The organism is Streptomyces sp. R33, from assembly GCF_041200175.1.
GTDB lineage: Bacteria > Actinomycetota > Actinomycetes > Streptomycetales > Streptomycetaceae > Streptomyces > Streptomyces katrae_B.
The window spans coordinates 3647284-3661724 of sequence record NZ_CP165727.1 but is presented as its reverse complement, the minus strand read 5'-3'; the positions used below and the strand labels follow the sequence as shown (position 1 = coordinate 3661724).

Annotated in this window: 12 protein-coding genes and 1 pseudogene; 9 read left to right on the top strand and 4 right to left on the bottom strand. The window is 72.6% G+C overall.

All coding sequences use genetic code 11. The features are described 5' to 3' along the window. Nucleotides 1-101 precede the first annotated feature (101 nt). The 6 genes from AB5J51_RS16565 (at nt 102) to AB5J51_RS16540 (ending at nt 6326) form a co-directional block, all read left to right on the top strand. Nucleotides 102-1733, top strand: a complete 1632-nt coding sequence (locus AB5J51_RS16565; protein WP_199828025.1) for an ABC transporter ATP-binding protein — start codon at nt 102-104, stop codon at nt 1731-1733. Continuing rightward, complete coding sequence (locus tag AB5J51_RS16560) at nt 1730-2848, top strand: ABC transporter permease (protein WP_369777976.1); 1119 nt, start codon at nt 1730-1732, stop codon at nt 2846-2848. The genes AB5J51_RS16565 and AB5J51_RS16560 overlap by 4 nt, the downstream gene beginning before the upstream one ends. After that, nucleotides 2845-4110, top strand: a complete 1266-nt coding sequence (locus AB5J51_RS16555) for an ABC transporter permease (RefSeq protein ID WP_053786343.1) — start codon at nt 2845-2847, stop codon at nt 4108-4110. Before AB5J51_RS16560 ends, AB5J51_RS16555 begins: the two co-directional genes overlap by 4 nt. Beyond that, on the top strand, nt 4107-4496 hold the full coding sequence (locus AB5J51_RS16550) for a cytidine deaminase (RefSeq protein ID WP_053786342.1): 390 nt from the start codon (nt 4107-4109) through the stop codon (nt 4494-4496). The genes AB5J51_RS16555 and AB5J51_RS16550 overlap by 4 nt, the downstream gene beginning before the upstream one ends. A gap of 94 nt (nt 4497-4590) precedes the next feature. Further along, nucleotides 4591-5868 (top strand): thymidine phosphorylase, encoded by a 1278-nt coding sequence (locus tag AB5J51_RS16545; protein ID WP_030290737.1) that lies wholly within the window; start codon nt 4591-4593, stop codon nt 5866-5868. Nucleotides 5869-5990: 122 nt separating this feature from the next. Continuing rightward, nucleotides 5991-6326 (top strand): STAS domain-containing protein, encoded by a 336-nt coding sequence (locus AB5J51_RS16540; RefSeq protein ID WP_240805459.1) that lies wholly within the window; start codon nt 5991-5993, stop codon nt 6324-6326. On the opposite strand, the gene AB5J51_RS16535 is transcribed toward AB5J51_RS16540, so the two are convergent. The 3 genes from AB5J51_RS16535 to AB5J51_RS16525 form a co-directional block, all read right to left on the bottom strand. Then, complete coding sequence (locus AB5J51_RS16535; protein WP_369777975.1) at nt 6213-7238, bottom strand: sigma-70 family RNA polymerase sigma factor; 1026 nt, start codon at nt 7236-7238, stop codon at nt 6213-6215. The genes AB5J51_RS16540 and AB5J51_RS16535 overlap by 114 nt on opposite strands. 76 nt (nt 7239-7314) lie before the next feature. Further along, complete coding sequence (locus AB5J51_RS16530) at nt 7315-8043, bottom strand: L,D-transpeptidase family protein (RefSeq protein WP_369780268.1); 729 nt, start codon at nt 8041-8043, stop codon at nt 7315-7317. Between the two features lie 144 nt (nt 8044-8187). Beyond that, complete coding sequence (locus AB5J51_RS16525; RefSeq protein WP_053786340.1) at nt 8188-9471, bottom strand: MFS transporter; 1284 nt, start codon at nt 9469-9471, stop codon at nt 8188-8190. A 99-nt stretch (nt 9472-9570) separates the two neighbouring features. Here AB5J51_RS16525 and AB5J51_RS16520 point away from each other — a divergent pair. Then, a pseudogene (locus tag AB5J51_RS16520) lies at nt 9571-10491 on the top strand (LysR family transcriptional regulator); the annotation flags it as partial. A gap of 20 nt (nt 10492-10511) precedes the next feature. Here the strand turns inward: AB5J51_RS16520 and AB5J51_RS16515 are convergent. Next, the gene (locus AB5J51_RS16515) at nt 10512-11552 is read right to left on the bottom strand and encodes a helix-turn-helix transcriptional regulator (RefSeq protein WP_240805460.1); all 1041 of its coding nucleotides are present in this window, start codon (nt 11550-11552) and stop codon (nt 10512-10514) included. Nucleotides 11553-11733: 181 nt separating this feature from the next. Here AB5J51_RS16515 and AB5J51_RS16510 point away from each other — a divergent pair, with 181 nt between their 5' ends. Next, nucleotides 11734-12981, top strand: a complete 1248-nt coding sequence (locus AB5J51_RS16510; protein ID WP_369777974.1) for an ATP-grasp domain-containing protein — start codon at nt 11734-11736, stop codon at nt 12979-12981. After that, on the top strand, nt 12962-14422 hold the full coding sequence (locus AB5J51_RS16505) for a CehA/McbA family metallohydrolase (RefSeq protein ID WP_369777973.1): 1461 nt from the start codon (nt 12962-12964) through the stop codon (nt 14420-14422). The genes AB5J51_RS16510 and AB5J51_RS16505 overlap by 20 nt, the downstream gene beginning before the upstream one ends. Nucleotides 14423-14441 lie beyond the last annotated feature (19 nt).

The following is a 14441-nucleotide window of genomic DNA, read 5'->3' as shown; positions in this document are numbered from 1 at the left end:
TTCACTTTCGACAGTGCTACGCGCGTAGAGGCATCGTGGACGCGATACCGTCCTCCTCCCGCCCACCCGCCCGGCCGATCCCCGTCCTGCCCCCTGCCAACTTGGCTTTCCAGCTCCTTCCGCGCCAAGGAGAGTGCGTCATCAACGCGTCCAGCCCCCCCGCCGTAGAACTGCACGGCATCACCAAGCGTTTCCCAGGCGTCGTCGCCAACAAGGACATCGCCATCACCGTCCGCAAGGGCACGGTCCACGCCCTGATCGGTGAGAACGGTGCCGGCAAGTCGACCCTGATGAAGATCCTCTACGGCATGCAGAAGCCGGACGAGGGCACCATCGCCATCGACGGGGAGCAGGTCACCTTCGCCAACCCCGGCGAGGCCATCGCCCGCGGCATCGGCATGGTGCACCAGCACTTCATGCTCGCCGACAACCTCACCGTCCTGGAGAACGTGGTTCTCGGCGGCGAGAAGCTGTACGGCATCGGCGCCAAGGCCCGTAAGAAGATCCTGGAGATCTCGGACGCGTACGGCCTCGGTGTGCGCCCCGACGCCCTGGTCGAGGACCTCGGTGTCGCCGACCGGCAGCGCGTGGAGATCCTCAAGGTCCTCTACCGCGGTGCCCGCACCCTCATCCTCGACGAGCCCACCGCGGTGCTCGTGCCGCAGGAGGTGGACGCACTCTTCGACAACCTGCGCGAGCTCAAGGCCGAGGGCCTGACCGTCATCTTCATCTCGCACAAGCTGGGCGAGGTGCTGAAGGTCGCCGACGACATCACGGTCATCCGCCGCGGCACCACGGTCGGCACCGCCGACCCGAAGACCGCCACGACCAAGCAGCTCGCCGAGCTCATGGTCGGCAGCGAGCTCCCCTCGCCGGAGACGCGCGAGTCGACGGTCACCGACGTCCCGATGCTGCGGGTCCAGGACCTGCGCCTGGCCGCCACCGACCCCGACGGCGTCGTGCGCGAGGTGCTGGCCGGCATCGACTTCACCATCCACAAGGGCGAGGTCCTCGGCATCGCCGGTGTCGAGGGCAACGGCCAGACCGAGCTCATCGAGGCCCTCATGGGCATGAGCATCCCGGACGGCGGTGTCATCTCCCTCGACGGCGCCGACATCTCCACCACGCCGACGCGCAAGCGTCGCGAAGGCGGCATCGGCTACATCCCCGAGGACCGCCACCGCCACGGGCTGCTGCTGGAGTCCCCGCTCTGGGAGAACCGCATCCTCGGACACGTGACCGAGGCGCCCAACTCCAAGCGCGGCATCCTCGACCCCAAGGCCGCCCGCAAGGACACCGAGCGGATCGTGCGCGAGTACGACGTCCGCACCCCGGGCATCGACGTGACCGCGTCCTCCCTCTCCGGCGGCAACCAGCAGAAGCTGATCGTCGGCCGCGAGATGAGCCACAACCCGAAGTTCCTGATCGCCGCCCACCCCACCCGCGGTGTGGACGTCGGTGCGCAGGCCCAGATCTGGGACGCCATCCGGGAGGCCCGTCGCGAGGGCCTCGCCGTGCTCCTGATCTCGGCCGACCTGGACGAGCTGATCGGCCTGTCGGACACCCTGCGCGTCATCTACCGCGGCCGCCTGGTCGCGGACGCCGACCCGGCGACCATCACGCCCGAGGAACTCGGCACCGCCATGACGGGTGCCGCACGCGGCCACCTGGAAGCCAACGACAACCCTTCCGACGCTGCCGACGGTGACACGACGGAGGACGAGGCCCGATGAAGAAATTCGACAAGGACCGGCTGATCCTCGCGGTCGCCGGACCGGCGCTCGCTCTGGTCAGCGCCTTCCTCCTGACCATGATCGTGCTGGCCGCCTCGGGCGTCGACCCGATCGACCCGCTGCGCGTCATGATCGACCAGGCCAGCTACGAGGACGTCCAGGTCCTCATCGTGAACCAGGCCGGTATCTACTACCTGGCTGCCCTGGCCGTCGCCATCGGCTTCCGGATGAACCTCTTCAACATCGGCGTCGACGGCCAGTACCGTCTCGCGGCGATGATCTCCGCGGTGGTCGGTGCCTCGATCTCGCTGCCCGGTCCGCTGCACATCTTCCTGATCGTGCTCGTGGCCATGGCCACCGGTGCCTTCTGGTCCGGCATCGCCGGCATCCTCAAGGCCAAGCGCGGCGTGAGCGAGGTCGTCTCCACGATCATGCTCAACGCCATCGCCACCGCCGTGATCGCCTGGCTGATCCTGCCGAAGAACCTCGGTGTCCAGCCGCCCGGCTCGAACAACCTGACCACCGGCGACATCCCGGAGTCGGGCCGGTTCCCGGCCCTGACCATCGGTGACGGCCTGGAGGTCTACGGCTTCACCTTCGTGGCCTTCGCCCTCGGCGTCGTCTACTGGTTCGTCCTCAACCGGACCCGCTTCGGATTCGACCTGCGCGCCACCGGCGCCAGCGAGTCCGCCGCGCAGGCCTCCGGCGTGGACGCCAAGAAGATGATCATGACCTCCATGCTCATCTCGGGCGCGGTCGCCGGTCTGACCGGCATGCCGCTGCTGCTCGGCGAGTCCTACACGTACAACCTGTCCTTCCCCCTGGGCATCGGCTTCACCGGCATCACCATCGCGCTGCTCGGCCGCAACAGTCCGATCGGCATCTTCTTCTCCGCGTTCCTGATCGCCTTCATCGACAAGGCCGCCGCCGGTCTCGACACCGCCGGCTACGCCAAGGAGATCGGCACGATCATGCAGGGCCTGATCGTGATCGCGGTCGTCGTCAGCTACGAGCTCGTCCGCCGCTACGGCATCCGCCGCCAGCAGCAGAAGGTCGGCCGTGAGCTGGCCGCCGGGCACGCCCTCAAGACCGACAACAAGGAGGTCGCGGCGTGAGCACCAGCACCGTTTCCGCGACGAGCGCCGCGCCCAAGAAGGACGGCGGCCGACGCAAGCTCACCCTGCCCTGGATCCTGCTGATGATCGCGGGCGGCCTCGCCCTGATCTCACTGGTCCGGGTCATCTCCGGCGCCGACGACCTGACCTCCGCGGGCCAGATCTCCGGCGCGCTCCAGCTCGCCGTCCCGATCGGCCTCGCCGGCCTCGGCGGCCTGTGGGCCGAGCGCGCGGGCGTCGTCAACATCGGCCTCGAGGGCATGATGATCCTCGGCACCTGGTTCGGTGCCTGGGCCGGCTACCAGTGGGGTCCGTGGACCGGTGTCCTCATGGGCATCGTCGGCGGCGCCCTCGGCGGCCTGCTGCACGCGATCATCACCGTGACGTTCAACGTCAACCACATCGTCTCCGGTGTGGCGGTCAACATCCTGGCTGTCGGCTTCACCCAGTACCTGTCGAACTTCACCTTCGACAAGGCCCCGGGCGGCTCGTCCAAGCAGTCCCCGCGCATCGACCCGATCACGGAGATCACCGTGCCGGGGTTGTCGGACTGGCTGGCGACACTCCAGGGCAAGCACTGGTTCCTGATCTCGGACGTCGCCGGCGTGGTCGGCGGCCTGGTCACCAACCTCTCGCTGCTGACCGTCGTCGCCGTCCTGCTGGTCCCCGCCACCTGGTGGGTGCTGTGGCGGACCTCCTTCGGCCTGCGCCTGCGCTCCTGCGGTGAGAACCCGGTCGCCGCCGAGTCCCTCGGCGTGAACGTCTACAAGTACAAGTACATCGCCGTGGTCGTCTCCGGCGCGCTGGCCGGCCTCGGCGGCGCGTTCCTCGCGATCGTCTCCACGGGCATCTACCAGGAGGGCCAGACCGGCGGCCGCGGCTACATCGGCCTCGCCGCGATGATCTTCGGTAACTGGATGCCGGGCGGCACGGCCCTCGGTTCCGGCCTCTTCGGCTTCACGTACAGCCTCAAGCTGCGCGGCGGCGCCGAGAACGTCCACGCGATGCTGCTGCTCCTGGCGATCCTGCTCGTCGTGGCCTTCGGCTGGTACCTGTACAAGAAGAAGCACGTCCAGGCGAGCGTCGCGGCGCTCTGCGCGGCCGGTCTGTTCCTCTGGTACGCCCTGACCGACGCCGTCCCGAGCCAGTTCGTCGAGGCGGCCCCGTACGTCACGACCCTGCTGGTGCTCGCCCTGTCGGCCCAGCGCCTGCGGATGCCCAAGGCCGACGGCCTGCCCTACCGCAAGGGCGAGGGCAAGTGACCGACGTGGACTGGGAGGCCCTGCGGGCCGCCGCCCGGGAGGCCATGTCCCGGGCGTACGCCCCGTACTCCGGCTTCCCGGTCGGCGTCGCGGCCCTCGTCGACGACGGCCGCACCGTGGTCGGCTGCAACGTGGAGAACGCCAGCTACGGGCTCAGCCTGTGCGCCGAATGCGGACTGGTCTCCGCGCTCCAGGCCACGGGCGGCGGCCGCCTGACGCACTTCACGTGCGTGGACGGCAAGGGCGAGAGCCTCGTCCCGTGCGGGCGCTGCCGCCAGCTGCTCTTCGAGTTCGGCGGTCCGGAACTGCTGGTGGAGACCCCGAAGGGGATCCTTCCTCTGGCCGAGATGCTGCCGCAGGCCTTCGGGCCGGACCATCTGAGATAGCCGTGCCGACGGCCCTTCGCCCTGCCGGGCGAAGGGCCGTCTCCCTTCCGTCTTTCTTTCCCCTCACCTCTATGCGCGTAGAAGGAAGCACCACATGGACGTCATCTCCGTCATCCGCACCAAGCGGGACCGCGGCGAGCTGAGCCCCGAGCAGATCGACTGGGTCATCGACGCGTACACGCGCGGTGTCGTCGCCGACGAGCAGATGTCGGCGCTGGCGATGGCCATCCTGCTGAACGGCATGAACCGGGCCGAGATCAAGCGCTGGACCGCCGCGATGATCGCGTCGGGCGAGCGGATGAACTTCGACTCCCTGTCCCGCCCCACCGCCGACAAGCACTCCACGGGCGGCGTCGGCGACAAGATCACCCTGCCGCTGGCCCCGCTCGTCGCCGCCTGCGGCGCGGCCGTGCCGCAGCTGTCGGGCCGCGGCCTCGGCCACACCGGCGGCACCCTGGACAAGCTGGAGTCGATCCCCGGCTGGCGCGCGCTGCTGTCCAACGAGGAGATGCTGCACGTCCTCGACACCACCGGCGCGGTCATCTGCGCGGCGGGCGACGGCCTGGCCCCCGCCGACAAGAAGCTGTACGCCCTGCGCGACGTGACGGGCACCGTCGAGGCCATCCCGCTGATCGCCTCCTCGATCATGTCGAAGAAGATCGCCGAGGGCACCGGCTCGCTCGTCCTCGACGTGAAGGTCGGCACCGGCGCGTTCATGAAGAACATCGAGGACGCGCGCGAGCTCGCCTCGACGATGGTCGCCCTCGGTACGGACAGCGGCGTCAAGACGATCGCGCTGCTCACCGACATGTCCACCCCGCTCGGCCTGACGGCCGGCAACGCGCTGGAGATCCGCGAGTCGGTCGAGGTCCTGGCCGGCGGCGGCCCCTCCGACGTCGTCGAGCTGACCCTGGCGCTGGCCCGCGAGATGCTGGACGCGGCGGGCATCAAGGACGCCGACCCGGCCAAGGCGCTGGCCGACGGCTCCGCGATGGACGTCTGGCGCCGGATGATCGCGGCTCAGGGCGGCGACCCGGACGCGGCCCTCCCGGTGGCCCGCGAGCAGCACGTCGTCACCGCCCCGTCCTCGGGCGTCCTGACCCGCCTGGACGCGTACGGCGTCGGCGTCGGCGCCTGGCGCCTGGGCGCCGGCCGCGCGCGCAAGGAGGACCCGGTGCAGGCGGGCGCGGGCATCGAGCTCCACGCGAAGCCGGGCGACACCGTGACCGCGGGCCAGCCGCTGATGACCCTGCACACGGACACCCCGGAGAAGTTCGAGTACGCCCTGGCCTCCCTGGAGGGCACGTACGACATCGCCCCGGCCGGCACGGCGTTCTCCGCCACGCCGATCGTCCTGGACCGCATCGCCTGACCTGCGGCTTCCCTGACGGGTGAACGGGACCGGTGCACCTGCGCCGGTCCCGTTCGGCATGCCGGGCCGGCGCCCTGACGCCCGACCGATGACTTTCCACGGGGGCGGGGGTCAACCCCCCCGTGGAGATCACCCGACTGGTACTGCCCGGCCCCGGCCCGACCCGGCGGGACGCGGCCCTGCTCTGCGCCCGGCTGACCCGGTTGTACGAGGCCGGGGCGGACGCCGTGGAGTGTGACGTCGGGGCCGTCACGGCCCCGGACCTCGCCACCGTCGAGGCCCTGGCCCGGCTGCGGCTCACCGCGCGGGGGCGGCCGTTCCGGGTGACCGGAGCCGGGCCGCGGCTACGCGCCCTGCTGGACCTCGTCGGACTCGTCGAGCTGCTCGGGGAGGCCGAAGAGGGGGAACCAGCGGGCGGTGTCCAGGAAGGCGTTCAGGCCGGTGATGCGGCCCCCTGAGATCTCCAGGACCTGCAGCGCCCACGGCGTCCAGCCCGGCGTCCCGTCCTCCCGGGGCCGGTACTGGCCGAAGGCCGGCAGGCCGTTCGCCGTGGTCGGGATCAGGCGGGAGCCCTTGCAGCCGATGCCCTGGTTCAGATGCCAGGCGGCGATGTCCGCCGGCCCCTGCAGCCACAGGTCGAACGGCGGCATCGACAGCACCGCGTCCTCGTGCAGCAAGGTGGTCAGCCGCGAGATGTCGTACGCCTCGAAGGCCGAGAGGTACTGCTCCAGCAGGTTCACCTGCTCCGCGTCCAGCGGGTCCGCCGCCTCGCTCTCGCGCATGCGGGTGGCGGACATCGTGGCCCGGGCCCGCTGCAGGGCGCTGTTCACCGAGGCCACCGTCGTGTCCAGCAGCGTCGCGACCTCGTCCGCCTTCCACGCCAGCACCTCGCGCAGGATCAGCACCGCCCGCTGCTTCGCCGGCAGGTGCTGCAGCGCCGCCACGAACGCCAGCCGTACGGATTCCTTCGCCAGCGCCATCGCCGCCGGATCGGCGGTCTGCGGGAGCACCCGCCCGTCCGGGACCGGCTCCAGCCACGTCGCCTCCGGCGACTGGCTCAGCACCGCGGACGCCTGGTGCTGCGGGGAGCTGAGGTCCATCGGGCGGGCCCGCTTCTTCCCCGCGCTCAGCAGGTCCAGGCAGACGTTCGTGGCGATCCGGTACAGCCACGAGCGCAGCGAGGACCGGCCCTCGAACTTCTCGAAGCTGCGCCAGGCCCGGACGTACGTGTCCTGCACCGCGTCCTCGGCGTCGAAGGACGAGCCGAGCATGCGGTAGCAGTAGCCGGTGAGCTCGACCCGGTAGCGGTCCATCGCCGCATCCAGGTCGGAGTCGATGCCGGTTCCGGTTCCGGTCGCGAGGTCACCCATGGCTGTCTTCCCCCAGTCGGTGCGATACCTCGAAAACTACCGGAGGGGTCTGACAACGGCAGCCGGAAAGCCCTGGCTAGGTACCGGGCTTGCGGCCGTACACGTACACGTCGTCGCCCTTGACCAGCAGGTTCCAGTACGCCTTCGCGTCCGCGGGCCTCATGTTCACGCAGCCTCCGGAGCCCGGCGGGTTCCACATGCTCTTCTCGACGGAGTGGAAGGCGATCCCGCCGTCGAAGAACTGCGCATACGGCATCGACACGTCGTAGACCGTCGACCAGTGGTCGATGCTGCGGTAGTAGATCCGCTTCAGGCCCGTCCGGGTCTCGGTGCCGTCCTTGCCGGTGCGGACCGGCACCGGGCCGTACTTCAAGGTGGCGCCGTCCTGGACCCAGCTGAGCTGGCGGGTCAGGTCGACGCAGGCGATCCGGCCCAGGTTCACCGGGCACTTGCCGTCCTTGTTCGGCGTCGTGCCCGCCGCCCGCTGCGCCAGCATGGTGCTCATCGTCTGCCAGGTCAGCGGCCCGGCGTAGCCCGCGGTCGGGGTGATGCCGTGCTTCGCCTGGAACGCCTTGACCGCCTGGCAGTCGGCCGCGGACTGCCACCCGTCGACCGGCCGCCCCAGGAACTGCTCCACCTGCCGCTGGTACGGCCCCGTGGTCACGTTGCACGAGCCGGCGGCCTGCGCCGCCCCGCCCCCGCCGACCACCAGCGGGGCCGCGAGCACCACCGCCCCGCAGACCGCCGCCGCACGTCGCCACGGACGCGTCCGTCCCGTACGCGTCCGTCCCGTACGCATCCGCATGGATTTCACGTCGGACTCCCTCCCACCCCCTCATGCCTTCCCGGCGGGGAGGGGCAACGCGCCGGAGCCCGGGGCGGCTTGCGCCTCCGGGCTCCGTAATTCCGCTCGTACCGATGCCGTACGGGCGATCCGCGCGCGGCCGTATCAGCGTGCGGCGGCCAGCGCGCCGTGACGCCGTTCCGCGCGGGCCGCGTGCGAGCCGTACAGGGTGATCGACACGACGCCGAGCACGGCCAGCAGCGCGATGCCCACCGTGGCCGCCCAGCCCGCCGAGTGGTAGGCGAGCGCACCGAGCGTGCCGCCCGCGCTGGAGCCCAGGTAGTACGCCGACTGGTACAGCGCCGAGGCCTGCGCGCGGCCCGACGTCGCCGTCCGGCTCACCGCGGCGGACGCCACCGCGTGGCCCGCGAAGAAGCCGGCGGTGATCAGGACCAGCCCGACCAGGATCGCGGCGAGCGAGTCCGCCAGGGACAGCAGCAGGCCCAGCGCGGTCGTGGTCACCGCCAGGTACAGCGCCCCGCGCCGCCCGGCCCGGGCCACCAGCTGCCCGGCGGCGGCCGAGGAGACCGTACCGACCAGGTAGATCAGGAAGATCGACCCGATCACGCCCTGCCCGAGCGAGAACGGCTCGTCGACCAGCCGGTAGCCGATGACGGTGTACACGGCCCCGAAGACGGTCATGAACAGCGCGCCGATCCCGTACAGCCGCATCAGCAGCGGATCGCGCAGATGGCCGGCGACGGTCCGGCCCACCGCGCGCGGGTTCAGCGAGGCCGGGCGGAAGAACCGGGCCCGGGGGAGCAGCACCAGGAAGGCGGCCGCGCAGGCCAGTGCCATCACCCCGACGGCCAGCAGCCCGCCCCGCCAGCCCCACACCTGGGCCGCCCAGCCGGTGACGAGGCGGCCGCTCATGCCGCCGATGGAATTGCCCGCCACGAACAGGCCGATCGCGCCCACCAGGGCCTTCGGCTTGACCTCCTCCGCCAGGTACGCCATCGCGGAGGCCGGGATGCCGGCGATCGCCGCGCCCTGGACGGCGCGCAGCGCCACCAGCCACTCCAGGTTCGGCGCGAACGGCACGAGGAGGCCGACGCCGACGGCGACCAGCATGGACACCGTCATCATCCGGGTCCGGCCGAAGCGCTCGGAGAGCGCGCTGAGCGGCAGGACGAACAGGGCGAGGGCGCCGGTGGCCGCGGACACGGTCCAGCTGGCCTGACCCGCCGTCACCCCGAACCCGTCGGAGATCGCGGGCAGCAGCGCCTGGGTGGAGTAGAGGAGGGCGAACGTCGCGAGTCCGGCGGCGAAGAGCGCGAGGCTCATGCGGCGGTAGCCGGGGCGGCCGGGGGAGCGGGGTTCCGGTGCGGCAGGAGACGACGGGGTGGAGGCACCCGTGGTGACGGGCGCCCCGGTATGAACGGGAGGCATGCAACGACCGTAGACCCGTCCCGTTTCATGCGTCCAATGCACAGAATCGCGATAATCGATCCACTGGTGCATGACCACAGCTCAGAGGGGTGCCTGTCAATGAACCGTTACGAAGAAGACATCGCGGTGACAGGTTTGCTGGCGCCGCGCCTCGCGTACTTCGCCGCCGTCGCCCGCCACGAGCACGTCACCCGGGCCGCGCACGAGCTGGGCGTTCCGCAGTCCACCCTGTCCCGGGCCATGGTCCGGCTCGAACAGGACCTCGGCGTCACGCTGTTCGCCCGCAAGGGCCGCACCGTCGCGCTCACCACGGCCGGCCGGACCTTCCTCGCGTCGGCCGAGCGGGCCCTCGCCGAAATCGCCCGCGCCGCCGAGTCGGTGCAGCAGGACGCCGACCCGGCCTTCGGCAAGGTGGCGTTCGGTTTCCTGCACACCCTCGGCCCCGAAACCGTGCCCGGCCTGATCCGCGCCTTCCGCGCCGACCACCCGCGCGTGCGCTTCTCCCTGGTGCAGAACTACGGCGAGGCCATGCTCGAGAAGCTGCGGGCCGGCGAGCTCGACCTCTGCCTGACCTCACCGCTCCCCGATGCCCCCGACCTGGTCGCCCGCCGCCTGGACGTGCAGCGGCTGCGCCTGGTGGTCCCCGACGACCACCGGCTGGCCGCCCGCAAGCGCATCCGCCTCGCCGAGGCCGCCGAGGAAACGTTCGTCACCCTGGAGCCCGGCTACGGCATGCGCCGCATCACCGACGACCTGTGTGCGGAGGCCGGGTTCACCCCACGGGTGGCCTTCGAGGGCGAGGAGGCCGAGACCCTGCGCGGCCTGGTCGCGGCCGGGCTCGGCGTGGCCCTGCTGCCGCCACCGGCCGTGGCCCGCCCCGGGGTGGTCGAGCTGACGGTGACGGCCCCGCGCGCGGTCCGCGAGATCGGTGTCGCCTGGCTCGACGGCCACCCCGACACCCCGCCGGTCGCCGAGTTCAAGCGGTTCCTGCTGTCCCGCCGCGGCCGGCTGATCCCGGAGCTGCACGGCTGGCACCCCGGTCAGGACGGGGCTTCGTCCCCCGAGACGGCGGGAGCCGCCGCCGAGGAGAGCAAGTAGCCGGCCTGGAAACGGGACTTGGCGCCCACCGCGCGCATGATCTCCGCGATGTGCCGCTGGCAGGTCCGCTCCGACATGCCCAGCCGGCGCGCGATCACCTTGTCCTCCAGCCCCTCCGCCAGCAGCCGCACGATCGTCTGCCGCAGCTCGTCCGAGAGCGAGCGGGCCGCGTCCGGGCCCACCGTCGTGGGGAACGGCTCCGCCTCCACCCAGCACCGCTCGAACGCCGAGGTCATGAAGTGCACGACCGCCGGCTCCCGCACCACCAGCGCCGCCCCGCTGCGGTCCGGCACCGCCATCAGCCCCGTGTGCCCGTCGAAGACCAGCATCCGCATCAGGGCGTCGCCCAGCGTCCGCACCTGCGCGCCCAGCGCCGTCACCCGCTCCACGTACGCCGCCGTGGGCCGCGAGTAGCGCGCCGTGTGCTGGTAGATCGTGCGCATCCGCACCCCGCGCGCCAGCAGCGACTCGTCCCGCCCGATCGCCTCCTCCAGCGTCTCCACCGGCCGGCCCCCGCCCGGCTGCGAGGCCAGCAGCTCCCGCTCGCACCCCGCGACCAGCTCCGCGATCAGAGCGCGCACCGCTCCCAGGTCGGTGACCAGCTCCAGCTTCGCCCGCCCCGACCCGTTGCGTTCGAGGTGCGCCGCCCCCGCCTCGTACGCCGGGACCAGCGTCTCCAGCCGCCCGCGCAGCCGGTCCATCTCGTCGTGGGTCTCCCGTACGAGCAGGGCCAGCGGGGCCAGCGCCCGGGCCGCCGCCGCCCGCGGCGCCACGGCGCTCCACCGCTCCGGACCGTCGCCGGAGGCCCGCTGGAGCAGGTGCGCGGCGGCCAGTTCGGTGATCGCCGCGGCCGCCCGCGCCCCGAGGGCCTCGACGGCCTCCGCCTCGGCGAACGAATGCCGCTCCACGGCGTAGGCGTACAGCCGCCGGGCGGCGCGGCTCAGGTCGCCCCCGCGCGGCTGGTCGGCTTCGTCGGCTGGCATATGCATATTCGTCCCGGATTGCGGATGTTTATAAACCCCTCGTATTCCCGCAAGGCGGCAAGACGACCCCCGATCGGGCGCCTTGCGGATATGCCGGACCGGCACAGTGGTCACACCGGGTGAAGGGGGAAACGCGGTGACGGGGGAGCGGGAGCGGGTTCGCAGGACCGGGCGGGGGCCCATGGCGGTCCTGCTGAGCCCGCGCCCCGCCGCGGTGGCCGCCGCCCGACGGGCGGGCGCGCGCACCGTGGTGGTCGCGCCGGCTGCGCCGATGCCTTCCGACCGTGAGGGGGCGGAGCGGCGGGTACGGACGGACTGGCGCGACCACCGCCGCCTGATCGGCGCCGTCGGCCGGCTCGATGCGGTCCGGCACGGGCGCGCACGCGTCTTCGGCTTCGACCACGCCGGAGCGCTCGCCGCCGCCCGTGCCAACGAGGCGCTCGGCCTGCCCGGCACCCCCTCGGCGGCCGTCACGGCCCTCATGGACAAGGCCGCCCTGCGCGCCCGCTCCAACGCGTTACACGCCGACCGGCCCGTCTCCTTCGTCCGCTGCGGACGCGCCGCGCTGATCCCCTTCCTGGCGGGCCTCATCGGCTTCCCCTGCGTGGTCAAACCCCGCGCCGGTTTCCTCGGCGAGGGCGTACGGCTCCTGACCGGCCCCGCCGGGGCGGAGGCCGCCGTACGGCACTACCCCGAGGTCACCGACCTCCTCGTCGAGGAGTACCTCGAAGGCCCCGAGCTCGCCGTCGAAGCCCTCTCCCGCGACGGCCACCACCGCATCCTCGGCTGGACCCGCCGGATCCCGGGGCCGGGAGCGGCGGCCACCACCGCCACCGGGCACGAACTGCCCGTCGCGCTCCCCGCCTGCGCCGCCGAGGCCGTACGGGCCCTCCTACGCGGCGCCCTCGACCTCGCCGGGCACCGCGACGGCCCCTCCCACACCGAGGTCGTCCTCACCCTGCACGGCCCCCGCCTGGTCGAGGCCCACGCACACCCCGGCGCCGAGGAGCTCGTCCAGCTGCTCCGGCTCGCCCACGGCACCGACGTCCTCGGTCTCGCGCTCGCCGCCGGGCTGGGCCTGCCCGACCCCGTACGCCACCCGCGGGCCGCCCATGCCGGGCTGCGGTACGTGGACTTCCCGCCCGGCAGCCGCATCGAGCATCTCCGCCCCGGACTGGCCGCCGCCCGCGCCGTGCCCGGCGTGGCCGGGGTCCGGCTGGGGCTCCCGCCGGGAGCGACGGTGCGCCGGGCCCCGACCGGCTCGCTGCACCACGCCCACGTCCTCGCCACCGCCCCGACGGCGGGCTCCCTGACCCGTGTCCTGGACCGGGCCGTGGCCCTGCTCGGACAGCCGGGACCCCTCACCCCGGATTCACACGGGATTCACGTACCGCCGCCACCGTGGAGGCATGGCCCTCACCCGACGTGAAGTTCTGGCGACCGGTGCCACCGGCGCCGCCGCAGCCGCCGCCCCGCACCTGTCCGCGCCCTCGCCCGACACCCGGATCCTGCGCGGCACGATCCCGCCCGGCGCCCCGGACTTCGTCGAGATACCCCTCGATGTGCCGCACGGCGTACGCGAGTTGAGCGTGTCGTACACATACGGGAAGCCGCCCGTACCGCCCGGCACCCCCGGAAACGCCCTCGACATAGGCATCTTCGACCAGCGGGGCACCGCCCTCGGCGGCCGTGGCTTCCGCGGCTGGTCCGGCGGCGCCCGCAGCGAGTTCTTCCTGCGCGCCGACGACGCGACCCCCGGCTACGTGCCCGGCCCGGTGGACGCGGGCCGCTGGCACATCCTGCTCGGCCCGTACACCGTGGCCCCGCAGGGGCTCCCGTACGAGATCACCGCACGCTTCACCTTCGGGGACCCGGGCCGCACCCGCCGCCCCGTCTACCCGCCCCAGCGGGCCCGCGGCCGCGGCCGGGCCTGGTACCGGGGCGACTGCCACATCCACTCGGTGCACTCCGACGGGCGCCGCACCCCGGCCGAGATCGCCGGCCTCGCCCGGGCGGCCGGCCTGGACTTCATCAACTCCTCGGAGCACAACACCCACAGCGCGCACGCCGCCTGGGCCGACGCGCTCTCGCCGGAGCTGCTGATCATGACCGGCGAGGAGATCACCACCCGCACCGGCCACGTCCTGGCCGTCGGCACCGAGCCGGGCACCTTCCTCGACTGGCGCTACCGGGCCCGCGAGAACCGCTTCGGCCGGTTCGCCCGGGCGATACGGGGTGCGGGCGGCCTGGTCGTCCCGGCCCACCCGCACGCCACCTGCATCGGCTGCGCCTGGAAGTTCGGCTTCGGCGAGGCCGACGCGGTCGAGGTCTGGAACGGCCCGTGGACCCCGGACGACGAGGTCTCCCTGGCCGCCTGGGACGCCACCCTGCGGGGCGCCGACGGCGAACGGTGGCTGCCGGCCGTGGCGGGCAGCGACCACCACCGCGACCCGGACCGCATCGGCGGACCGCAGACCGTGGTCCTCGCCGAGGACCTGACCCGGGACGCCGTCCTCGCCGGGATACGGGCCGGCCGGTCCTACGCCGCGGAATCCGCCCAGGTCACCGTCGGCTTCGAGGCCGTCGGAGCGCGGGGGGAGCATGCCGGCATCGGGGAGCGCCTGCGGGTGGCACCGGACGCGGACGTGCTGATCCGGCTCACCGTCACGGGCGCCCCGGGCTGCGAGCTGCGGCTGATCACCGATCAGGGCCCGGCCGTCACGGCCCCCGACGCCACCACCCTGGAATGGCGCACCACGCCGGCCCGCTCCGCCTACGTCCGGGCCGAGGTCCGCCACCCCGCCGCGGCCCCACCGCTGCCGGGCGCCCCGGCGGCGTTCACGAACCCGGTGTGGCTGCCGGTCGGCTGAGGCGGGCGCAGGCCGGAGG

What these genes read in the sequence shown, in the direction of transcription:
- AB5J51_RS16515 (WP_240805460.1), bottom strand. Translation starts at nt 11,552, where the DNA reads ATGCCAGCCGACGAAGCCGACCAGCCGCGCGGGGGCGACCTGAGCCGC.
- AB5J51_RS16510 (WP_369777974.1), top strand. Translation starts at nt 11,734, where the DNA reads ATGGCGGTCCTGCTGAGCCCGCGCCCCGCCGCGGTGGCCGCCGCCCGA.
- AB5J51_RS16535 (WP_369777975.1), bottom strand. Translation starts at nt 7,238, where the DNA reads ATGGGTGACCTCGCGACCGGAACCGGAACCGGCATCGACTCCGACCTG.
- AB5J51_RS16525 (WP_053786340.1), bottom strand. Translation starts at nt 9,471, where the DNA reads ATGCCTCCCGTTCATACCGGGGCGCCCGTCACCACGGGTGCCTCCACC.
- AB5J51_RS16560 (WP_369777976.1), top strand. Translation starts at nt 1,730, where the DNA reads ATGAAGAAATTCGACAAGGACCGGCTGATCCTCGCGGTCGCCGGACCG.
- AB5J51_RS16545 (WP_030290737.1), top strand. Translation starts at nt 4,591, where the DNA reads ATGGACGTCATCTCCGTCATCCGCACCAAGCGGGACCGCGGCGAGCTG.
- AB5J51_RS16530 (WP_369780268.1), bottom strand. Translation starts at nt 8,043, where the DNA reads ATGCGGATGCGTACGGGACGGACGCGTACGGGACGGACGCGTCCGTGG.
- AB5J51_RS16505 (WP_369777973.1), top strand. Translation starts at nt 12,962, where the DNA reads ATGGCCCTCACCCGACGTGAAGTTCTGGCGACCGGTGCCACCGGCGCC.